The following is a 20,530-nucleotide window of genomic DNA, read 5'->3' as shown; positions in this document are numbered from 1 at the left end:
GGACGCGACGCGCGTCAGCCGGTGGTGCTCTCGCGGATCTCGAGGCGGTGCGGGACCGTGACGCGGCGGGCGGGCAGGCCGGCCGTGGCCGCCGTGAGGCGCTCGGCGAGGCAGTCCAGGGCGTGCCGGGCGATCGCCGCCTTGTCCGGCGCGACCGTCGTCAGCGTCGGCGTCGAGTAGCGTCCGTCTTCGATGTCGTCGACGCCGGCGACCGCCACGTCGCGCGGCACCCGCAGGCCGGCGCGCAGCGCCGCGCGGATCGCGCCGAGGGCGAGCTCGTCGTTGAAGCAGAACAGCGCGTCGAAGGCGATGCCCGCGGCGCGCAGGCCGTCGAGGGCCGCGGCGCCGTCGGCGCGGTGCAGGGCCCGCACCGGCACCTCGAGCGCCGGGTCGGCAGGCAGCCCGGCCTCCGCGAGCGCGGCGCGGTAACCGGCCAGCCGGTGCTCGGCGGTGCCGTTGGCCAGGTGCGGCTGCAGGCCGATCGCGGCGACGCGGGTCCGGCCCAGGGCGATGAGATGCCTGACCGCCTGGGTCGCCGCGGTCACGTCGTCGATGGCCACGTGGTCGAAGGTGCCGCTGCGCTCACCCAGCAGGACCAGCGGCGGCCGGCCGGGCAGCGGCAGCAGCTCGGCGGGGGAGAGCGCCCACGGGTTGATGACGAGACCGTCGACGACCTGCCCCCGGACGCCGTCGAACAGCCGCCGCTCCCGGTCGGCGTCGCCGTCGGTCTGATCGACCAGCAGCGTCCACGACCTGGCCTCGGCGCCGCGGGTGAGCAGGGCGGCGAGCTCGCCGAAGTACGGCGACGCGATCTCCGGCACGACGAGGCCGACCAGCCCGGACCGGCCGCCGCGCAGGCTGCGGGCGGCGGCGTTGGGCCGGTACTGCAACTCGTCGATCGCCCGCTGCACACGGGCCCGGGTGCCGGGCGCGACCAGCGGGAAGTCGTTGACCACGTTGGAGACGGTGCGGACCGAGACACCCGCCCGCTCGGCGACGTCCTTCAGGCTGGCTCCCACGAACGGTCATTCTAGATGAGCACTTGCAACGTTGCATGCAACGTTGCAAACTCGTCCCATGACTCCCCTGGAAGACATCTACCGCGACGGCATCACCGCTTGTCCTGGCGCGTTCAGCACCGAATGGGCGGACCGGATGCGCGAGGACATCGAGACCGCCTTCGCCGAGGCGCGATCACGACCCGACGGCGCGGTCGGTCGCGGCCCGCAGCGCTACTACGTCGAGATCCACCCCGAGCAGCTGCGCGGCTTCGCCGACCTGGTCACCCACCCGTGGGTCACCGCCGTCTGCGCCGCCGTGCTGGGCGCGGAGTACGAGATCGTGGAGCTCGGCTTCGACATCCCCTTCCCGGGCGCCGTCGACCAGCCCTGGCACCGCGACTTCCCCATGCCGGACGCGACCCGCCACGAGCGCCGCCTCAACTCCCTGGCCTTCAACCTCACCGGCGTCGACACCGTCGAGGCGATGGGCCCGTTCGAGATCGCACCCGGCACCCAGTTCGACGACGAGCCGGACTTCGAGCACGGCATGTTCCCGCCCAGCTCGTCCTGGCCCCGGTACGCGTCGCGCGCCGTCCGCAAGTACCCCCGCCGCGGCGACATCTCGGCCCGCTCGGCGCTGACCGTGCACCGTGGCACCGCCAACGTCTCCGGCACCGCCCGGCCCGTCCTGGTCCTCGGCGTCGACGCCCCCGACGCCGGCAACGCCGCCCGCCACGACATGGCCGTCACGAAGGCGTACTGGGCCTCCCTGCCGCAGCAGGCCCGCGACCACCTCCATTGCCCGGTCGTCGACGAGCTCACCCCGATCCGCCAGAAGCACACCATCGAAGGCCTCGTCATGGGCGCCGCCGGCTGACCACGTCAGGAGGGGCCGGGAATGTCAGTGCGGGTGGAGGAGGCAGAACTCGTTGCCCTCGGGGTCGGACAGGACAGTGAAGCCTTCGGTGCCGGTCTGGCCGACAACGGCGGGGTGGGCGCCGAGGGCGACGAGCCGGACGACCTCCGCCTCGACGTCGAGGGACGGGTCGAGGCGGAGGTCGAGGTGGACGCGGTTCTTCGCCGGGCGCGGGGTGGTGGCGCGCTGCAGGAAGAGCGACGGCACGCCGGGGGCGCCGAAGAGGTGGGCGCCGCCGGCGTCCGCGTCGGGGCCGACGGTGTAGCCGAGGGCCTCGGACCAGAAGCGGGTCATCAGGTCGACGTCGGTGACGTCGATGGTGCACTGTGCGATGTGAGGGGGCATGCACTGACTGTTACCCGGGCACTGCCCGGGTAACGGTCACGGGCCGAAGCGCAGGCGGACGATGACGTTGTTGAGCACCGTCGGGGTGCCGCCGTTCATGTCGTTGTTCGTCGACGTGAGCCAGAGACCGCCGTCCGGGGTCTTGACCACCGTGCGCAGGCGGCCCCACGAGCCGTTGAAGAAGGCCCGCGGCGTGTCGGTGGTGTTGCCGGTGATCTTCATGACCCACAGGCGGGTGCCGCGGACCGCCGCCATGTAGATCCAGTCGTTGACGATCTCGATGCCGCTCGGCGACGCCGACGACGTGCTCCACTGCCGCACCGGGTTGACGAACGCGGGGTTGCCGCAGGTGCCCTCGCAGGTCGGCCAGCCGTAGTTGCCGCCCGGGGTGATCAGGTTGAGCTCGTCCCAGGTGTTGTCGCCGAACTCCGAGGACCACAGCCGGCCCTGCGAGTCCCAGGCGAGGCCCTGCGGGTTGCGGTGGCCGAGGCTGTAGACGCGGGTGCCGAACGGGTTGCCGGGCGCGGCCGCGCCGGTGGTGGTGACCCGCAGGATCTTGCCGTTGAGCGAGTTCGGGTTCTGCGCGCGGCTGCTGTCCTGGCCGTCGCCGGTGGTGACGTAGATGTAGCCGTCCGGACCGAACCTCACCCGCCCCCCGTTGTGGAAGCGGTTCTTCGCGATCCCGGTGACGAGCGCCTCGCGCGGTCCGATGGTGCCGTTCTCGTACTTGAACCGGACCAGGCGGTTGTCGGTGGCGGCGGTGTGGAAGGCGTACACCCAGTGGTCGGTCGCGAACGTCGGGCCGACGGCGAGGCCGAGCAGGCCGCCTTCGCCGCTGGTGGTGACGGCCTCGGAGACGGTGCCGACGACCGTCTTCTGCCCGGCGGCGGTGACCCGCACGATCTCGAACCGGTCCCGCTCCGCGACCAGCGCGCTGCCGTCGGGCAGGAACGCGATCCCCCACGGCAGGTCCAGCGCCGTGTTGACGTTGCGGTCGAAGACGGGGTCGCCGCCGCCCGCCTGCGTCGACGTGGTGACGGCCAGGGCGGGGCTCACCGGTGACGTGTTGCCGTTCGCGTCGTAGGCGAGCACGGTGTACTGGTAGGTCGTCGCCGGGCTGAGCCCGGTGTCGGAGGCCGTCAGGTCCGGCACGTCCGCGATCTGCGTGCCGTTGCGCGACACCCGGTAGCCACGGACGCCGACGTTGTCGGTGGCGGCGTTCCAGGCGAGGCTCACGGTGCTGGCGGTGACGGCCGTGGCGCGCAGGCCGCCGGGGGTCGTGGGCGGCTGGTTGTCCGTGCTCGGCGGGGTGGTCACCGGCAGGTTGTTGCTGCCCTGCGACGGGTTGCCCGCCGCGTCGTACGCCAGGACGCTGAACACGTAGGAGGTGTTCGGCTGCAGCGTCAGCGTGGCGGTGAGGATGTTGCCGCCGACCTCCGCGACCACGTTGCCGCCGTTGTACACGACGTAGCGGGACACGCCGACGTTGTCGGTGGCGGCGTTCCAGGCGAGGTCGACGCCGGTGGGCCGGACCGCGCCGACGACCCGCAGGTTGCCGGGCGCGGTCGGCGGCTGGCTGTCCGACGGCGCGGTGACCCGCAGCCGGTCCAGGTTGGGCCCGCCGTTGGCGGTCGTGGCGACGGCCCGGACGGTGTTGGTGCCGGCGGCGAGGCTCGCGGTCACGGTCTTCTCGGCCCACGTCGGCCAGGCGCCGGTGCCGGGGAACGACAGGCCCGGGGCGGCGGGGGTGCCGTTGACGGTGATGTCCATCGGCCGGTCGACGGTGGTGCCGTTGGCGTAGCGCAGGGTCAGCGGGTAGTTGCCGGCCGCGGACACCGAGACGGTGAACTGCACGGCCGAGCCGGCCACGTTGTCGTAGTTGACGAAGCCGGTGCCGGTGTATCCGGCGTGGTTGGACTCGACCACGCCCTGGGTGATCGCCGCGTTCTCGGCCTGGTAGTCGGTGAACGCCTGCGGCGGGCCGCCGGCGAGGTTCCACTGCTGGCTGCCGAGGGCGGCGTTGCAGGCCCAGATGTGCAGCTTCGAGGCGTCGGCGGTGCCGCCGTTGACGACGTCGAGGCAGCGGCCGGTGACGGGGTTGCTCAGCGCGCGGGTGGCGCTGTTGTACGTCCACTGCTGGTTGGCGTTGCCGGCGGCGCAGTCCCAGATCTGCACCTTGGTGCCGTTGGCGTTGACACCGCCCGCGACGTCGAGGCACTTGTTGCCCAGCGCCCGGACCGTGCCGTCGTTGCCGACGGTCCACGTCTGCGCGGCGCTGCCGTTGCAGGTGTAGATCTGGACCTGGGTCCCGTTGACGGTGCTCGCGGACGGGACGTCGATGCATTTACCGGACGCGCCGCCGGTGATCGGGCCGACGGTGTCGGCGTGTGCGGGTGCGGTGCCCGCGACCTGCAGTGCGGCGACGCAGACGGCGGCGGCGAGGACGGCGACGATGCGCCTGACGGGCGGGGAGTGCATGGCGGTCCCCCAGTTGTTAGTCAAGTTTACTTATAGATGTCGCACCATATTTATCCCCTCCACTGCGGTCAAGGGCTCGTCGCGAAATGGCACACCGGCCGATGCGGCCTATGCCAGGTCGAAGGTCTCGCTCCACCGGTCGTCGCCGGCCTCGACGGTCAGCTTGACCATGCCGGTGCCGGCCTCGAACACCCACTGCCCGAGCCACTCGGTCCCGCTGCCGCCGTGCGACCGGACCATCGCCCGCAGCGGCACCCCGCCCTGCTCGGCCTGCACCCGCAGCGCCTCGAGGGTCTCGTCGGCCGGCGACCTCGGCGGCCGGGTCCCGGCGGCGGCCGCCGCGGACGTGTACCACTCGGCCATCGCCACGTCGTGCGCCCGCATCGCTTGCAGCGCACCGTCATCGGGCACCCCGACGACCCGCACGGCGACCCGCCCGTCCCACGCCTCGACCGTGAGCAGGTGCACGGCCACCCCGCCCACCCGAGCCACCAGCTCACCCGACGCGACCACCCGCGGTACCCCCACCATGCGCACGACCCTAGTGCCGCGCCCGCGCACACCCACCGGGTGGGGTGAGAGGGCGGCAGCCTCAGGCGGGAGTCGAACCCGCCACGTGCTGTTTTGGAGACGGCATGAGGCGTGGGCCGGGGCCGGCCCGTTGTGGACGGTCAGGGCGAGGGCCGCCGGTCGCGGGCCGCGAGGTGTTCGGCCCCGGTCAGGGTCCGCGGCACGAAGCGCTGGGCGGCGACCCGCCGGTTGAGGTGTCGAGGGCGGCACGACCGGTGAGGTCGGTGGTCATGGTGTTCACCTCCCTGTGACTGCGCAGGGGAAGGGGCAGGTGGGAGAGGAGCCGGTGCGCGGCCGGTTCGACGGCGGCCGCGGTCGGCGCGCCCCCGAGGTCCGGCTCTGGAAACCTGACGTGGCGGTGACCGGCGGCGGACGCCGCGCGGCAGGGACGGGTGTGCGGCGACCAGGACCAGCGTGTCGGAGCCGGCGTGCCACGACCGGAACGCTTCCGGGTGGGCGGCGGCGAAGCCGAGCGCGGCATGGGTCCCTGGCGGCAGATCGGCGCGGGTGGTCAAACAGCGACGCGAACCCGCGAAGCGCTAGCGGCGCCAACCTGTCAGCGCCAGGATCCCGGCCGCGATGTCCGGGACGGCCCGGTCGTCGGTGGGGATGCGGTGTACCGAAGCCGGCGCCGACGCGTCGAGCGACCGTGCCGCGGCGTCGCTGCGCTCCACGTGGGCGAGCAGCGCGGTGCCGATCTCGCGCCGGGCCAGGCGGGTGCGGGCCGTCGCGTCGGAGGAGGTGAGCAGCACGGCGGTGACGAGCGGGTCGTCACCCATGGCCTCGGTCAGCCGCGGGACCTGCCGGACGCTGACCGTGTTGGTGTAGATGAGCCGGTGATACCCGAGGGAGCGGTAGTTGGCCCACATGGCGGCGAGGTTGCGCTCGGCGAGCCCGTGCTCCCACGGCGGCGGGAAGGCCAGGTCCAGGTTATCGCCCTCGATGACGCAGTGCCGGACCTCCGCCGCGGACAGCTGGGCGTGCAGCTCGGCGGCGACGCTGCTCTTGCCGACCCCGGACCTGCCGCCGACGAAGAGCACCTCGCTGCGGGTCACCGGGGGCAGTGGCCGGTGCTGAGGACGACGCCGGTCTGGCCGTCGAGGAGGATCCAGGCGTCGCCCTCGACGATGTTGAGCCGGCCGCCGGGCAGTGCCATGCCTGAGCAGTACACCGAGACCGGCAGCCGCTGGGCGAAGGACATCGGCGCGGGTGCGGTGGCCGGCACGGCGGCGGCCAGCGCGCACACCGCGAGCAGCAGGGCCCGGGGCGTGAGCGAACGGCGCCGCGGGGGCACGGCGACCACCGGCGCGTCCAGGTCGATCACGGCTTCGGCCATCACCACCGATGGTACGGCCCCCGGCGGGCAAATGCCGGGGGCCGCTCTTGCAAAAGATCCTCAGCTGGCGGTGCAGGTGAGGGTGGCAGGGCCGGTGTTCGTGCCACTGTAGGAGGCGCTGAAGCCGGCCGCCGCCGACGCCGCCGGTGCCAGCGCACCGTTGTAGTCGGCGTTGCGGACGGTGACGGCCGCGCCGGTCTGCGAGAAGACGCCGGACCAGCCGTTGCTGATCCGCTGGTTGCCCGGGAACGTGAACGTCACCGTCCAGCCGGTGATCGCCTGCCCGCCGGAGTTGCGCACCGTCACCTCGCCGTTGAAGCCGTCGCCCCACTGGTTCGTGACGCGGTAGGTGGCCTCGCAGGACTTCCCGGTGCTGGTGCCGGTCGTCGTCACCGTGACCGGGTCCGACAGCGTCGACAGGTTGCCGGCGGCGTCCTTCGCCCGGACGGCGAACTGGTAGGCGGTGGACGCGGTGAGCCCGGTGACCGTGGCGGTCGTGCCGGTGGCGGTGGCGACGACGACCGGCCCGGCGGTGCCGCCGAGGCGCAGGACGTCGTAGCCGGTGACGCCGACGGCGTCGGTCGACGCGGTCCAGGACAGCGTCGCGCCGCTGCTGGTGACCGCCGACGCGACCGGCGTGCCGGGCTTCGTCGGCGGCGTGACGTCACCGGTGGCCGGTGAGGTCGTGACGGTGCCGGCCGCCGACGCCGTGGACGCGTTGCCGGAGGTGTCCAGCGCGACGACCGTGAAGCTGTAGGCGGTCGCCGGCGTCAGGCCGGTGATGGCCAGGGAGGTGCCGGTCGTGGTGCCGACGACGCCGGTGGCCGACGACACCCGGTACGACGCGACGCCGACGTTGTCGGTCGAGGCCGTCCAGGAGGCGGTGACCGACGTCGACGTGACGTTGGTGAACGTCGGCGTGCCGGGCCTGGACGGCGGGGTGGTGTCGGCGGGGCCGGTGCCGGGGGCGTCGCCCCAGACCTTGGTGGCGCCGTCGTAGAGGGTGATGTGGGTGTTCGGGCCCGCGGCCGCCGGGTAGGACCAGTCGTTGGTCGGGTCCCACGTGCCGGAGGACGCGATGCGGAACTGGACCTCGCGCCGCCACGCGGACTGCCCGGCCGGCGCGATCTTCTGCCCCACGCAGCTGACGGTGACGTAGTACGTGCTGCCGCTGACCAGCGTCGGGCCGGTCGGCGCGGTGCACTGGTTGTAGGCGCTGGACAGCGTGATCTGCGACGGCGTGGTCGTGCCGTCGAGGGTGAAGTAGTAGCGGAACGAGCCCTGGTCGAGGGTCCGTGCCGGCCACGCCGACTTGTTGTAGACCATCGCCTTGATCTCGGTGAACGTCGTGCCGGGTGTGTTGATGGACGACTCGACGTACATCTCGGGCCCGTCCGGGGTCTCCGCGACCGGGAAGTTGGCCAGCGCCGTGCCGCCGTACTCGCGGTACATGCGGGCCAGGGCGGAGGTGAACCCGGCGTTGTAGTCGGTGGCGACCTCGTTCATCACGTAGTCGGACCGGCTGTCGGTGTAGCTGTCGTTCGGTGACGAAGGACCGCCGACGAGCGCGCCGTACAGGACGTGCCGGGAGACCTCGGGGTTGGTGAGCTGGTCGGTCCAGGACCCGTGCGCGGTGCGGTGGTGCGGGTTGCGCGGCGAGTTGGCCCCGAAGCCGATCATGTAGCTGGAGTTGCGGGGGTTGTCGCCCAGGATGTAGTTGATCTGGCGGACGCCGAAGTCGTGGTACCGCGCCTTGCGCGTCGCGTCGGTGAGCCAGTCGCTGTACAGCAGCGCGACGAACGACGTGTTGGCCGCGTAGCGCAGCGAGCCCCAGCTGTCCAGGACGGCCTGGCCGCCGGGCGACGTGGGCACCTTCTGGCCGTTGACGCCGACGCTCCAGTAGTCCAGCCACCGGTTGGCGTCGTCGACGTAGCGCTGCTTGCCGGTGAGCTTGGCCAGCAGCACGTAGCAGCCGTACGACTTGTCGTCCCAGGCGATCGTCCACTTGTAGGACTTCGTGGTCGTCTGGTTCTCGTTGCTGAGGTTGTCGTAGCCGGCCTCGGCCTTGGCGAGGTAGCTCGCGTCGTTGGTGGCGCGGTAGAGCCAGATCGCGCCCCAGACGAGCTCGTCGTTGAAGCCGCTCCACGAGTTGTAGTAGCTGGCCGCGTCGGTGATGCACTCGCTGTACTTCTTGCGCACGGCGTCGGCGAACGCGTAGAGCTGCTTGGCGTGCGTGACGAGCTTGTCGGCGTAGGTGGCGTCGGTCGGGCGGATCACGATCGAGGAGGCGGCCATGGCGGCGGCCGTCTCACCGGCGAGGTCGGAGCCGCCGCAGGTGGCGTCGATCTTGTACGAGGGGCGCGCCATCGGCATCACCTCGGCCGGTCCCCACCAGGCGTGGTCGGGGTTGCCGGAGCCGATCTGGCCGTAGAGGACGTTCGGCGACGGGTGGGCCTTGATGAAGTAGTCGTTGACGAAGCGAAGGTTGTTGACGAGGTTCGTCAGCTGGCCCGACTGCACGTAGGCGTCGCGGTACTCGACCGCGCCCCACGCGAGCATCGTGGTGGAGAAGGCCATCGGGAACCCGAACTTGACGTGGTCGCCGGCGTCGAACCAGCCGCCGGTCAGGTCGAGGCCGACGTCGGCGCCGTCGGTCGTGGCGGCGTTGCCGCGCCACCCGACCCGGCTCCACGCGGGCTTGGTGCCGGCCTGCTGGGCCTCGTAGAACCAGATCGACTTCTGCAGGGCCTCCGCGTAGTTGTACGCGGGTGCTGCCGTGGCCGGGGTCGAGGCTGCCACGGCGATGACCGTCGTGGCGGCGGCGACCCCGAGCGCCGCGACTGCGCCGAGAATCCTCCTGCGCATGGTGGTGCTCCTCTCCGGGTGGCGGTGCGCGGATTGAACCCCGTCACCGCCCCGGCGAGGGCATATCACCGGTGCGCGGCGGCGTCCTCCCTGCTCGCGCCGTGAAACTTTCTTCCGGCCAGCACGTGGAGCAGCACCAACGGCACGACGCCGACCGGGTACCAGGCGAGGTCGACCGGGTCGAACGTCACGCCGAACACGTATCGCGCCAGGAGGCTGCGCGCAGAGAGGTCCGCGGGGACGCCGGTCAGCTGGAACAGCTCCATCGCCCAGCAGAACGCGATCGCGGCCGCGCCCGCGACGAGCGGGGTCGTTCGGGGCCTGATGAAGAAGACGCCCGCGTAGATCATCGAGGCGTACAGCGCGGTGCCGGAGTACTGGCGCAGGTCCCCGTCGTCGACGGCCCGGATCCCGAACGCGACCGCCAGGGCGAGCGCGACCCCGGCGAGGGCGGACAGACGTCGTTTCACGCGCCGAGTATGCCTCACGCCTTCCAGCACTCCGAGTTACCTGACTATAGTCAGACATGTGAACGACGAACTGCTGGCGACCGTCCGGCGCTTCAACCGGACCGTGACACAACGCGTCGGCGCGCTCGACGACGAGTATCTGTCCCGGGGACGCCCCCTCGGGCAGGCCCGCCTGCTGTGGGAGATCGGTCCCGCCGGCGCGGAGGTGGCCGCCCTGCGCGCCCGGCTCGGCCTGGACGCCGGCTATCTCAGCCGTCTCCTGCGTGCCCTGGAGGCCGACGGCCTGGTCGGCGTCGGTGTCGGTACCAGCGGAGACGCCCGGGTCAGGGAAGCGTCGCTGACGCCTGCCGGGCTGGCGGAGTGGGCGGTGCTCGACCGCGCCTCCGACGACCTGGCCCAGTCGATCCTCGGCCCCCTCAGCGACGGGCAGCGGGGCCGGCTGGCCACCGCGATGGCGGAGGTGGAGCGGCTGCTCATGGCCTCGATGGTGGAGCTGTCCGTGTGCCCGCCGGGCGACCCGAGGGCCCGCGCCTGCCTGCGCGCGTATGCCCGCGAGCTGGCCCGGCGCTTCGACGACGGCTTCGACACGGCGACCAGCAAGCCCGTCGACGACGACGACCTGACCCCGCCGAGGGGCGCGTTCCTGCTGGCGACCCTGTCCGGCGAGCCGGTCGGCTGCGGCGCGGTGAAACTCCACCCCGGCGCCCCCGCCGAGATCAAACGCGTGTGGGTCTCCGGCACGGTCCGCGGGCTCGGCGTCGGCCGCCGCATCCTGGGCGCGCTGGAGCACCACGCGGCATCCGCCGGCTGGCGGTCCGTCCGCCTGGACACCAACCGCAACCTCACCGAGGCGATCCGCCTCTACCGCTCCAGCGGCTACGAGGAGGTGCCCGCGTACAACGACGAGCCGTACGCGCACCACTGGTTCGCCAAGCGCCTCTGACCCCGCGGCCGCGCTTCACCCGCGCCGGAGGAGGCGCCGGCCGGGGTCCGCGAAGACCGTTGGTGCGTGCGGATCGCGCGGGCCGACGAGGAGGGCACGGCAGCCGGCATCTACGGCGTGATCGTCAGCGCCGCGGTCATGGCCACCTCCCACGCCCACACCGCGGCCGCCACCGCCGCCGGTGTCGTCGTGACGCTGCTGGTGTACTGGAGCGCCGAGCGCTACGCCCGCCTGGTCGCCGAACGGCTCCACGAGCGGCACCGCCCGCGCTGGCCGGTGGTCCGCCGGCAGCTCACCACCGGCTGGGAGATCGTGACCGCCTCCGCCCTGCCGGTCGCCGTCCTCGTCGCCGCCGACCTGCTCGGCCGCTCCCAGCCCACCGCGGTGGTCGCCGCCCTCGTCTGCTCCACCCTGCTGCTGTGCCTGGCGGGCTGGGAGATCGGCGGCCACGGCCGGCTGAGCACCCTGGAGCGGCTCGTGTCGACCGCCGTCGCCGGCAGCTTCGGCGTCGCGATGATCGTCCTGAAGGCCGCCCTGCACTGACCGGCCCGCGGCTCTCGACGGGCACCGCGCGTCGACGTTGATCGTTAGGATGGCCCGCATCCTGTCGATCGGAAGAGGTCATCGGTGGAGTTCCACGCCTCGGCGGAGTCCTACGTCTGCGCAGGGCTGCTCTGGCTGCTGCTGTCACTGATCAACGCCGGCCTCGCCCAGGGCAAGGGCCGCAGCGGTCTGGTCTGGTGGGCCTGGTCGCTGCTGTTCGGCCCGTTGACGACCCTCGTCGTCGTGGTCCGCCCGCGCGCCGACGGCTGACCCCCGCGGCGCCGTGACCGACCGCTGAGCCGCCCGCCGGTTCCGTCACGGACGCCACCGTACGCGGAAAAATGGTGTGCGGTGGAGGCGGGGGCGTGGTGGCATCTCGGGCATGGGTGTCGACGGGGACGGGCTCGGGGATCGGATGAAGGGCTACGAGCGGGTGACGCGGACGGTGCTGCCGCGGCGCACGCACACCCTGCTGCGGGTCGACGGCCGGGCGTTCCACGGGTATCTGCGGGGCGCGGCGAAGCCCTACGACGAGGCGTTCATGGCGGACATGGACGCCGTGGGTGAGGCGTTGTGCGCGGAGATCGCCGGGAGCGTGTTCGCCTACGTGCAGTCCGACGAGGTGTCCGTGCTCGCGGTCGACTTCGCGGGGGCGGGGACGCAGGCCTGGTTCGGCGGCGAGGTGCAGAAGTGGTGTTCGGTGGCGGCCTCGGTGGCGACGGCGACGCTGAACGCGCGGCGGCCCGGGGTGCCCGCGATGTTCGACGCGCGGGTGTTCACCGTCGCGGATCCCGCCGAGGTCGCCCGGTACTTCGTCTGGCGGCAGCGGGACGCGGTGCGCAACAGCATCGCGATGGCGGCGCAGGCGGTGTTTCCGCACCGGCGGCTGCAGGGGGTGCACTCCGGGCAGGCGCAGGAGATGTTGTTCGCCGAGCACGGCATCAACTGGAACGACTACCCCGGCGGGTGCAAGCGGGGGCGGGTGGTCGTGAAGGCGTCGGGGGAGCGGACGGTGACGTTCGTGCACAAACGGACCGGGGCCGAGGAGACGGTCACCGCGCTGCGGTCGTGGTGGGAGACGCGGGCCGCGCCGCACTTCACGGTGGCCGCGGACGGGTTCCTCGCGACGGCGATCCCCGCGCTGCCGGGCCTCGCCACCGCCTGACGGGCGGTGGCGAGGCGGCCGGCGGCCGGGCTCAGAAGCGCTTCGCGGCCTCGACGGCGTCGGCGGTGGCCAGGGCGCGGCCCGCGGCGGCGTCCGCCGTGGCGAGGTTGGGGCGGAACGAGACGGTGGTGAGGTCGGTGATGCCGGCCCAGCGCAGCCAGCCGTCGAAGAACGGCTGCTGGAAGTCGGCGCCGAACGCCGGGCCGCGACCCTCGCCGTAGACGGCGCTGGTGTAGACGACCGCGGCCTTGCGGCCGGTGAGCAGGCCGGTGTAGCCGGCTGCCGGGTCGAAGCCGAAGACCAGTCCCGGCTGGCTCACCACGTCGATGAACTGCTTCAGGATGTACGGGACCGAACCGTTCCACATCGGGACCGAGAACAGCAGCTTGTCGGCGGCGGCGAAGGCGTCGAAGGTCGCGCGGGCGGCGGCCCAGGCGGCGGCGCCCGCACCGCTGGGCTCCAGGCCGGCGAAGACGTCCATCTTCGCGGCCGCAGCGGGCGGGCCGAAGGCGGGGAGCGTGCCGTCCCACAGGTCCCATTCCTGCACCGTATGGGTGGGGTGCTCCTCCCGGTACGCCTGCAGGAAGCGCGACGCGAGGGCGAGGGACTCCGAGCGGGCGCCGCGCGGGGACGCCGAGATGTGCAGCAGCGTGGTCATGACGAGCCTCCAGAGGTGCGACCAATGTGTGTGCGCACGCACGAAGTTAGTCCACTTGCGTGCGTGCGCACAAGAGTTGGTACGGTGTGACGATGGACAACACGGCCGCGTGGGCGGGACTGCTGCGGGTGCACGCCGCGCTGGTCCCGCTGCTGGACCAGGAGCTGCAGGCGGCCCACGGACTGCCGCTGACCTGGTATGACGTGCTGCTCGAGCTCAACTCGGCGCCGGAGCGGCGGCTCACGATGGGGGAGCTGGGCGCGAAGGCGGTGGTGAGCCGCAGCCGGACCAGCCGCGTCGTCGACGAGCTCACCAAGGCCGGGCTGGTCGAGCGGGTCGCCAACCCGGCGGACGGGCGGTCCGCGTTCGCGAGGATCACCACCGCCGGTCGGGCGCGGCTGCGCGCCGCCGCGCCGACCTACCTGGCGGGCATCGACGCGCACTTCACCAGCAGGATGACGGCGGCCGAGGCGCGGACGGTCGCGACGGCATTGGAAAAAGTGCTCAAGGGGTAGATACTCACCGGGCATGGAGAAGGGCTTGGGTCGCGACCTGGCGCACGCGCTGCGCACCGGCCCGTTCTCCGCCGCGCTGCACCTCGCCATCGAGGACCGCGGCATCCGCCTGGACGAGATCCAGGAGCGGCTCGCCAGCAAGGGCGTCAGCGTCAGCATCACCACGCTGAGCTACTGGCGGCGCGGTCGCAGCAGGCCCGAGCGGCCCGAGTCGCTCAAGGCGGTCCGCCTCCTGGAGCAGATCCTCGCGCTGCCCGAGGAGTCGCTGATGGTGCAGCTCGGGCCGCGCCGGCCGCGCGGGCGGTGGCTGAGCCAGCCGCCGGGGACCATCGAGATCGACCGGCTGTTCAGCGACGGCACCAGCGTCGCGAAGATGGTCGGCGAGCTCGACCGGTGGATGTATCACGAGCTGACCAGGCTGAGCCTGCACGACCTGTATCTCGTCGGCGCCAAGCGGCAGGAGATCAGCCTCACCTGCCGGCAGGTGCTGCGGGCCAACATCGACCGGGTCTCCCGCACGGTCGCGGTGTTCCTCACCGACGACCCGACCGCGCACGTCACCATCAACGCGATCCGCAACTGCCGCATCGGCCGCGTCCGCAGCGACGCCGGCGGGCTCGTCGCGGCCGAGATCATCTTCGATCGGATGCTGGCGCAGGGCGAGACGGTGGTGCTGGAGTACCAGTACCGCAGCGACTCCATGGAAACGACGGACAACTACTACCGGGGCTTCTCGACACCGGTGACGGAATACGTGCTGCAGGTCCAGTTCGACCACGACGCGGTGCCGGCGCGCTGCCGGCGCTTCGAGCGCCGCGGGCTCAACGCGCCGGACCAGGGCGTGTGGGAGACGTGGATCGGCTCCACCCACGGCGCTCACGTCATCGCCTCCGACGTTCCCCCCGGCATCGTCGGCATGCGCTGGGAATGGGAGTGACCGGCCCCCTCCCGGACCGGTCACTCCCCGCCTCACGCGGCCGTCAGGACGCGCTGACGGACACGTCGTCGAGGACGAAGCTGGTCTGCAGGTTCCAGTCCTCCACGCCGTTGAACTTCAGCGTGACCGTCTGCCCGGCGAACCCGCTCACGTCGATGACCTTCTCCACGTACCCGTTCGTCTTGTCGAGGTTCGAATACGTGGCCACGGTGGTGCTGCCGAGGGTGACGGTCAGCTTGTCGTAGGCGAGGTTCTCGTACTCCGCGGTGGTGATGCGGATCCAGAACCGCAGCTGCACGGAGGTGCAGCCGGACGGGATCGCGACCTGCTGCGAGACCGTGTCGGTCTGCACCCGGCCGCCCCCGTTGAGCCAGGCGTTGCGGGTACCGCTGCGCGCCGGGTACTGCGACCACGTCCCGATCACGTTCGCGGTCGCGGTCCACGGCGACGTGCCGCTCTCGAACCCTCCGTTGCCGACGGGCTGCGAGGGTGTGCAGCCGCCGCCACCGGTGGTGACCGTCCAGGTGAACTGCGCGGTCGCGGTCTTGTTGGCCGCGTCCTTCAGCGTCACCGTGACGTTCGAGGTGCCCGCGGTCGTCGCGCTGCCGGTGATCCGACCGGTCGACGCGCCGATGGACAGCCCGGCCGGGAGGCCGGACGCGCTCCAGGTGTACGGCGTGGTGCCGCCGCTGCCCTGGATCTGCAGGTCGACCGACTGGCCGACGACAGAGCTCTTGTTGCCCGGGTTCGTCACGGACGGGTCGGTGGGCGTCCCGCCGCCGATGAAGCCGGTGTACAGCAGCACGTTCGGCGAGCCGCTGCCCGGGCTGGTGATCTTGCCGGTGGTGCCGTTGTTCACCAGGGCGTCGCGCACCTGCGCCGGGGTGGCGTTCGGGTTCGCGCCCAGGTACAGCGCCGCGGCGCCGGCCACGTGCGGCGACGCCATCGAGGTGCCCGTCATCGTCGCGCTGCCGGTGTTGCTGGAGTACGACGCGGACACGATGCTCGTCCCGGGGGCGAACAGGTCCAGGCAGGAGCCGTAGTTGCTGCTGCTGTTGCGCCCGTCGGAGCTGTTGCTGTTGCCGACGGTGATCGCCGCGGCGACCCCCTGCGGGCTGTAGTAGCAGGCGTCGTCGCCGTTGTTGCCGGCCGCCTGCACGAACTGCACGCCCGAGCTGATCAGGCTCGACACCGCGCTGTCCATGGCCTGGCTGCTGCACCGGCTGCCGCAGCCGATGGAGTAGTTCGCGACCGCGGGCTTCTGCGCGTTGGCGCGCACCCAGTTGATACCCGCGATCAGGTCGTCGTTGGTGCCCGAGCCCTGGCAGTTGAGGACCCGCACCGAGACGAGGCTCGCCTTCTTCGCGATGCCGTAGCTGGTACCGACGGCGGTGCCCGCGACGTGCGTGCCGTGCCCGTGGCAGTCGGCGGGGTTGCTGTCCCCGTCGACGATGTCGGTGCCCTGCTTGACCCGGCCGGTGAACTCGGTGTGGCTGGCGTTCAGGCCGGTGTCCAGCACGTACACGGTCGCGCCCTGGCCCGGGTTCGCCGGGTACGTGAACGCCTGGTTGAGCGGCAGGCTGCGCTGGTCGATGCGGTCGTCGCCCCAGTTCGGCGGGTTGTTCTGGGTGTCCAGCACGGTGATGCGCTGGACCGCCTCCACCGACGCCACGGCCGGGTCCGCCGCCAGGCGCGCCGCCTGCTGCGAGGACATGCTCGCCGAGAAGCCGCGCTGGACCGGGTCGTAGACGTGCCGGGTCTGGCCGCCGAACCGGCCGGTGAGCCGGGTCGCCTGGGTGGAGATCGAGGTGGAGCCGTCTTTCAGGGTGACGATGTAGCGACCCGAAACCGCGTCGGGACTGTCCGCGTACAGGATCGCGCCGACCGCGGGCGCGGCCAGCGCCGGTCCGGCCGCCGCGAAGGCGCCGACCAGCCCCGCGACGAGCGCGGTGCCGGCCGCCGTAATTCGGTGCAACACGGTGAGACCTCCTCGATGGGGTTGCCGGCTCCGTGGCCGGGTCCGGTTGACGCCGACCCCGGAGGGCTGCAGCAGAAGGTAGGAGCGCGTGACGGCCGGGAGTCACCCCGGAAAACAGACGTCGATGTTTCGTAACGTCAAAACTGTTTATGAACCCGCGCTTCGGGACGTGCCGCGACGCTGCGTGCGGCACGCGCTCGCTCGGGGTGACCGGCAATCGGTCGAGGGGTCAGCAGCGGATGAGCCGACCGGCCAAATGCCGCGTCGAAATATGTGAGAAGAGATCGCCTTGTGCGACGCTGGCCTCGGCAAACGCACGGTTCCCCTGGAGGCACGGTTTGAGCAGCAACCTGGACGTCGCGCTGAAGAGCACGATGAACATCGAAGGGGCGTTCGCGGTCGCGCTCGTCGACTACACCAGCGGCATGACGCTGGGCACCCTCGGTGGCGGCCCCGACTTCGACATCACGGTGGCCGCGGCCGGCAACACCGACGTCGTCCGGTCGAAGCTGCGCACCATCGAGATGCTCGGCATCGGCGAGCCGATCGAGGACATCCTGATCACCCTCGACAGCCAGTACCACCTGATCCGCCCGCTGCACTCCCGCAACGGTCACGGCCTGTTCCTGTACGTGGCGCTGGCCAAGGCCCGCGCGAACCTCGCGCTGGCCCGCCACCAGCTGCGCCTGATCGAAGAGGGCCTCGAACTGTGACATCGGGCTTCTTCGGCGACCTGGACAGCGCAGGCGGCTCGGGCGGCTCGGGCGGCCTGCCGCGCCGGGAGGGCATCGAGCCCGGTGGCTCGGTGGGCCAGCTCCAACCCGCCCCGTTCGGTGCCCGGCCGGAGCCGTACGACGCGGTCCTCTCCCCGGTGCGCGCGGAGATGGCGGACCTCCGCCTGCGTGTGCCGGGGGTCCGCGGCAGCGTCCTGGCGGGCGTCGACGGGCTGCTCGTCACCCAGGACCTGGGTCCGGAGACCGAACCGCACGACCTGGCCGCCCTCGCCGCGACCACCTTCGGCCTCGGCCGGCAGGTGGCGCTGGTGCTGGGGCAGTCACCGTTCCGTGACGCGACGATGCGCAACGACGGCGGATACCTCACCGTGTACGCCGTCACCGGCACCACCCTGCTGGCCGTGCTCGGCGCCGACGGGCTCAACGTCGCCCGCCTGCACCTCGAGGCCCGCCCGAGCTGCCAGCGCCTGGCCGGTCTGCTCAGCCACTGAGCCGTTTCGCCAGCTTCGCGAACCACGGGGCGAGGTCGCGTTCGACCGCCGCCCATTCCCGCTCGTCGGGTTCGATCTGCGCCGCCTGTACCGGCCGGGAGCGCACCATCCGCCGGCGCAGACCGGTGGGCGGGTGCGAGCGCAGCAGCGACGCCTCGGTCCGGAGGCTGAGCAGGGCGAGGGTCTCCAGGGGCGCCGACGCGCGCAGGTGAGCGGCGGCGGTCCGCCAGGTCAGCGGGTCGGCGGGGCTGCGGTGCCCCGCCGCGACCGCGGCGGGCAGGCCGTCGCTGACCAGCAGGCCGTCGAACAGGCCCGCCATCGCGGCAGTGCCGGCGACCCGGGTCGCTAGCTGGTCGGCGAGGTACTCGGCGCGCTGGCTGTCCCGGCCGGAGAGCACCAGCAGCGCCACCGACAGCAGCCACAGGACCGGTGCCCCGAGGAACACCACCGGCAGCACCCACAGCGAGCCGCCGCGCACGGCGCCGGCCAGCACGCCGAGCATGCTGTGCAGGACCCGCAGGCCGCCCCGGACGACGAGGCCGCGCCGCGCGTCGCGGTTGACGAAGTGCCCGAACTCGTGCGCGAGCAGCCCGACACGTTCCTGGGGGTCGAGGGCGGCCCACAGCGGCAGCCCGACGCACAGCACCCGGCGGCGACGGAACCCGCGCACGGTGACGGCCGCGTTGACGTCGTGGTCCAGGTGCACCTCGTGCGGCATCGGGGTGCCGGCCGCGCCGGCGATCCGGCGCAGGAGGCCGAACAGCGCCGGCGCGGAGGCCTCGTCGACGACCCACGGCCGCCAGAGCGGCTCCTCGCGGCGCCGCGGCCACGCCAGGACGAGCGTGCAGATGACGATCGCCGGGCCGAGGACCATCCCGATGGGCGAGGCGCTGCCGGCGAGGTAGACCCCGGCGGCCAGGCACAGCGGCGCGACCAGCAGCAGCGGCGTGGCGAGCAGCAGCATCGCGACCCGGGCCACGGGACTGCCGCGGTGCCCGACCGGCCTGCCGCCGAGGGAGTCGTACTGGCGCCGGTTGAGCCGGAACGCCAGCCAGTGGTCGGCCCGGTCACCGGCGCGCAGGCCCCAGGTCCGCGGCGCCCGGTGCCGGTCGAACGCGTCGAGTCCCCATTCGCAGGCCGGGCACCACGCGGGTGCCGGGTCCGCCGCGACGAGGCCCGCCCGGCAGCGTGGGCAGCGTTCGTCGGTACCGGTGGCGGCGAGAGTCACGATCGAGATTCTGCGGCCCGGGGTGGTCCCTGTCTGCCCCGGGACGGTCACGATTCGGCGGTCTCCAGGGGGTCGGCGAGGAGCCGTTCGAAGGCGAGCTCGGCGGCGCCGACCAGCGGCGCGTCGTCGCCGAGCAGCGGGGTGCGCAGCCGGACGTGGTCCCGGCAGCCGGGCAGCGCCGCCGTCGACAGCCGGCTCCGGACGTGGGCGGCGCCGGCGAGGTACAGCTCCCGCAGCGCGCCGCCGAACACGACGGCGGTCGGGTTGAAGATGTTCACCAGGTTGGCGACGCCGAAGCCGAGCCAGTCCGCGGCCTGCCGCACGGCGTCGCGGGCCGCCGGGTCACCGAGCCGGGCCGCCTCGACGCACGCCAGGACGGCGTCGCGGTCGAGGGAGACGTGCCGGGCGATCTCGGTCTCCCAGCAGCCCCGGGACCCGCAGCCGCAGGCGAGGCCCTGCGGGTTGACGACCATGTGGCCGACTTCGCCGCCGTGGCCGCCGTGGCCGGTGACGCGGCGGCCGCCGGCGATGATGCCGGCGCTGATGCTCGCGTCGCCGTGCAGGTAGACGACGTTGTCGAGGCCGGCGGCGGCACCGCGGGTGTGCTCGGCGAGGGCGGCGAGGTCCGCGACGTTGCCGGCCACCGGCGGGCGGTCGAGTCCCAGGTCGTCGGCCGCGTCGAGGGCGGCGCCGGGCGGGAGCATGCGCACGACGCCGTCGGCGTGGCGCATCATGCGGGACACGGCGATGCCGCTGCCGACGAAGACGGCGTCGGCGGATGCGCTGCGCCGCATGTCGTCGATGAACCCGGCGAGGGTCGAGAGGGTGTCGCGGACCGCGGTGCCGCGCGGCCGGGGGAGCTCCCGGCTGTCCAGGACCTTGCCGCCGAGCCCGACCCGCGCGGCGCGCAGCCGGTCGACCTCGATGCTCAGCGCGTACCCGTACACCCGCGACGACCTGGGACGCACGACCAGCGACGGGCGGCCGGCCCGGCCGGTCTCCAGCGGGACACCCTCGTCGATGAGACCGGCGCCCGCGAGGTCGGCGGTGAGCGCGCCGATCGTGCTGCGGTTGAGGCCGAGCTGGTTGGTCAGTTCCGCGCGCGAGGTGTCGCCGCTGACGTGCACGTATCGCAGCAGCGCGCCCAGATTCTGGCGGCGGACCGAGTCCTGGGTCGGGGTGCTTCGCTGGGGGCTCTGGGAACTCGCTGACACGGGCCGCTCCCTACAACGGCGTGGGGGGGGGGGGGGGGGGGGGGGGGGGGGGGGGAGGGGGGGGGGGGGGGGGGGGGGGGGGGGGGGGGAGAGGGGGGGGGGAGGGGGGGGGAGAGGGGGGGGGAGGGGAGGGGGGGGGAGGG

21 protein-coding genes are annotated in these 20,530 nt (G+C 72.7%); 9 read left to right on the top strand and 12 right to left on the bottom strand.

Annotation, left to right across the window (positions count from 1 at the left end):
• Nucleotides 1-14: 14 nt before the first annotated feature.
• On the bottom strand, nucleotides 15-1,019 hold the full coding sequence (locus tag ACZ6TV_RS34025; protein WP_465301716.1) for a LacI family DNA-binding transcriptional regulator: 1,005 nt from the start codon (nucleotides 1,017-1,019) through the stop codon (nucleotides 15-17).
• Nucleotides 1,020-1,077: 58 nt separating this feature from the next.
• Between ACZ6TV_RS34025 and ACZ6TV_RS34020 the strand changes: the two genes are divergently transcribed.
• A complete protein-coding gene (locus tag ACZ6TV_RS34020) occupies nucleotides 1,078-1,878 on the top strand; it encodes a phytanoyl-CoA dioxygenase family protein (RefSeq protein ID WP_465301714.1) in 801 nt (266 codons plus the stop codon).
• Nucleotides 1,879-1,902: 24 nt separating this feature from the next.
• On the opposite strand, the gene ACZ6TV_RS34015 is transcribed toward ACZ6TV_RS34020, so the two are convergent.
• The 7 genes from ACZ6TV_RS34015 to ACZ6TV_RS33985 form a co-directional block, all read right to left on the bottom strand.
• On the bottom strand, nucleotides 1,903-2,262 hold the full coding sequence (locus ACZ6TV_RS34015) for a VOC family protein (protein ID WP_465301712.1): 360 nt from the start codon (nucleotides 2,260-2,262) through the stop codon (nucleotides 1,903-1,905).
• Nucleotides 2,263-2,298: 36 nt separating this feature from the next.
• A complete protein-coding gene (locus ACZ6TV_RS34010; RefSeq protein WP_465301710.1) occupies nucleotides 2,299-4,764 on the bottom strand; it encodes a PQQ-dependent sugar dehydrogenase in 2,466 nt (821 codons plus the stop codon).
• An 84-nt stretch (nucleotides 4,765-4,848) separates the two neighbouring features.
• Nucleotides 4,849-5,271: a hypothetical protein gene (locus tag ACZ6TV_RS34005; RefSeq protein WP_465301708.1), complete on the bottom strand. Its 423-nt coding sequence runs from the start codon at nucleotides 5,269-5,271 to the stop codon at nucleotides 4,849-4,851.
• A 578-nt stretch (nucleotides 5,272-5,849) separates the two neighbouring features.
• Nucleotides 5,850-6,365 (bottom strand): adenylyl-sulfate kinase, encoded by a 516-nt coding sequence (locus ACZ6TV_RS34000; protein ID WP_465301706.1) that lies wholly within the window; start codon nucleotides 6,363-6,365, stop codon nucleotides 5,850-5,852.
• Nucleotides 6,362-6,646 carry a hypothetical protein gene (locus ACZ6TV_RS33995; protein ID WP_465301704.1) on the bottom strand — a complete coding sequence of 95 codons (285 nt, stop codon included), beginning with the start codon at nucleotides 6,644-6,646 and terminating at the stop codon, nucleotides 6,362-6,364. Before ACZ6TV_RS33995 ends, ACZ6TV_RS34000 begins: the two co-directional genes overlap by 4 nt.
• A 60-nt stretch (nucleotides 6,647-6,706) precedes the next feature.
• Nucleotides 6,707-9,511, bottom strand: coding sequence for a glycoside hydrolase family 9 protein (locus tag ACZ6TV_RS33990; protein ID WP_465301702.1), 2,805 nt, complete (start codon nucleotides 9,509-9,511; stop codon nucleotides 6,707-6,709).
• Nucleotides 9,512-9,576: 65 nt separating this feature from the next.
• Nucleotides 9,577-9,981: a ribosomal maturation YjgA family protein gene (locus ACZ6TV_RS33985; protein ID WP_465301700.1), complete on the bottom strand. Its 405-nt coding sequence runs from the start codon at nucleotides 9,979-9,981 to the stop codon at nucleotides 9,577-9,579.
• A 58-nt stretch (nucleotides 9,982-10,039) separates the two neighbouring features.
• On the opposite strand from ACZ6TV_RS33985, the gene ACZ6TV_RS33980 reads away from it, so the two are divergent.
• The 4 genes from ACZ6TV_RS33980 to ACZ6TV_RS33965 all read left to right on the top strand — a co-directional run bounded on the left by ACZ6TV_RS33980 (nucleotide 10,040) and on the right by ACZ6TV_RS33965 (nucleotide 12,632).
• Complete coding sequence (locus tag ACZ6TV_RS33980; protein ID WP_465301698.1) at nucleotides 10,040-10,924, top strand: bifunctional helix-turn-helix transcriptional regulator/GNAT family N-acetyltransferase; 885 nt, start codon at nucleotides 10,040-10,042, stop codon at nucleotides 10,922-10,924.
• Nucleotides 10,925-10,990: 66 nt separating this feature from the next.
• Complete coding sequence (locus ACZ6TV_RS33975) at nucleotides 10,991-11,467, top strand: hypothetical protein (protein WP_465301696.1); 477 nt, start codon at nucleotides 10,991-10,993, stop codon at nucleotides 11,465-11,467.
• Between the two features lie 84 nt (nucleotides 11,468-11,551).
• The gene (locus tag ACZ6TV_RS33970) at nucleotides 11,552-11,737 is read left to right on the top strand and encodes a hypothetical protein (protein ID WP_465301694.1); all 186 of its coding nucleotides are present in this window, start codon (nucleotides 11,552-11,554) and stop codon (nucleotides 11,735-11,737) included.
• Nucleotides 11,738-11,849: 112 nt separating this feature from the next.
• Nucleotides 11,850-12,632: a tRNA(His) guanylyltransferase Thg1 family protein gene (locus ACZ6TV_RS33965; protein WP_465301692.1), complete on the top strand. Its 783-nt coding sequence runs from the start codon at nucleotides 11,850-11,852 to the stop codon at nucleotides 12,630-12,632.
• Nucleotides 12,633-12,663: 31 nt separating this feature from the next.
• Here ACZ6TV_RS33965 and ACZ6TV_RS33960 read toward each other — a convergent pair whose 3' ends face one another.
• Nucleotides 12,664-13,290 carry an FMN-dependent NADH-azoreductase gene (locus ACZ6TV_RS33960; protein WP_465301690.1) on the bottom strand — a complete coding sequence of 209 codons (627 nt, stop codon included), beginning with the start codon at nucleotides 13,288-13,290 and terminating at the stop codon, nucleotides 12,664-12,666.
• Between the two features lie 92 nt (nucleotides 13,291-13,382).
• Here ACZ6TV_RS33960 and ACZ6TV_RS33955 point away from each other — a divergent pair, with 92 nt between their 5' ends.
• Nucleotides 13,383-13,805: a MarR family winged helix-turn-helix transcriptional regulator gene (locus ACZ6TV_RS33955; RefSeq protein WP_465301688.1), complete on the top strand. Its 423-nt coding sequence runs from the start codon at nucleotides 13,383-13,385 to the stop codon at nucleotides 13,803-13,805.
• 13 nt (nucleotides 13,806-13,818) lie between these two features.
• Nucleotides 13,819-14,742 (top strand): hypothetical protein, encoded by a 924-nt coding sequence (locus tag ACZ6TV_RS33950; RefSeq protein WP_465301686.1) that lies wholly within the window; start codon nucleotides 13,819-13,821, stop codon nucleotides 14,740-14,742.
• A 43-nt stretch (nucleotides 14,743-14,785) separates the two neighbouring features.
• Here ACZ6TV_RS33950 and ACZ6TV_RS33945 read toward each other — a convergent pair whose 3' ends face one another.
• Nucleotides 14,786-16,720, bottom strand: coding sequence for a S8 family peptidase (locus ACZ6TV_RS33945; RefSeq protein ID WP_465301684.1), 1,935 nt, complete (start codon nucleotides 16,718-16,720; stop codon nucleotides 14,786-14,788).
• A 374-nt stretch (nucleotides 16,721-17,094) separates the two neighbouring features.
• Here ACZ6TV_RS33945 and ACZ6TV_RS33940 point away from each other — a divergent pair, with 374 nt between their 5' ends.
• Both ACZ6TV_RS33940 and ACZ6TV_RS33935 read left to right on the top strand, forming a co-directional pair.
• Nucleotides 17,095-17,433 (top strand): hypothetical protein, encoded by a 339-nt coding sequence (locus ACZ6TV_RS33940; RefSeq protein ID WP_465302045.1) that lies wholly within the window; start codon nucleotides 17,095-17,097, stop codon nucleotides 17,431-17,433.
• A complete protein-coding gene (locus ACZ6TV_RS33935) occupies nucleotides 17,430-17,945 on the top strand; it encodes a roadblock/LC7 domain-containing protein (protein WP_465301682.1) in 516 nt (171 codons plus the stop codon). Before ACZ6TV_RS33940 ends, ACZ6TV_RS33935 begins: the two co-directional genes overlap by 4 nt.
• On the opposite strand, the gene ACZ6TV_RS33930 is transcribed toward ACZ6TV_RS33935, so the two are convergent.
• Both ACZ6TV_RS33930 and ACZ6TV_RS33925 read right to left on the bottom strand, forming a co-directional pair.
• Nucleotides 17,935-19,173: a M48 family metallopeptidase gene (locus ACZ6TV_RS33930; protein ID WP_465301680.1), complete on the bottom strand. Its 1,239-nt coding sequence runs from the start codon at nucleotides 19,171-19,173 to the stop codon at nucleotides 17,935-17,937. The two genes, ACZ6TV_RS33935 and ACZ6TV_RS33930, sit on opposite strands and share 11 nt — an antisense overlap.
• A gap of 47 nt (nucleotides 19,174-19,220) precedes the next feature.
• Nucleotides 19,221-20,387, bottom strand: coding sequence for an ROK family protein (locus ACZ6TV_RS33925; protein ID WP_465301678.1), 1,167 nt, complete (start codon nucleotides 20,385-20,387; stop codon nucleotides 19,221-19,223).
• Nucleotides 20,388-20,530 lie beyond the last annotated feature (143 nt).

This window comes from Dactylosporangium sp. NPDC051087 (genome assembly GCF_055586325.1).
The sequence above is the reverse complement of the archived record's forward strand: the minus strand, read 5'-3'. Positions and strand labels throughout refer to the sequence as shown.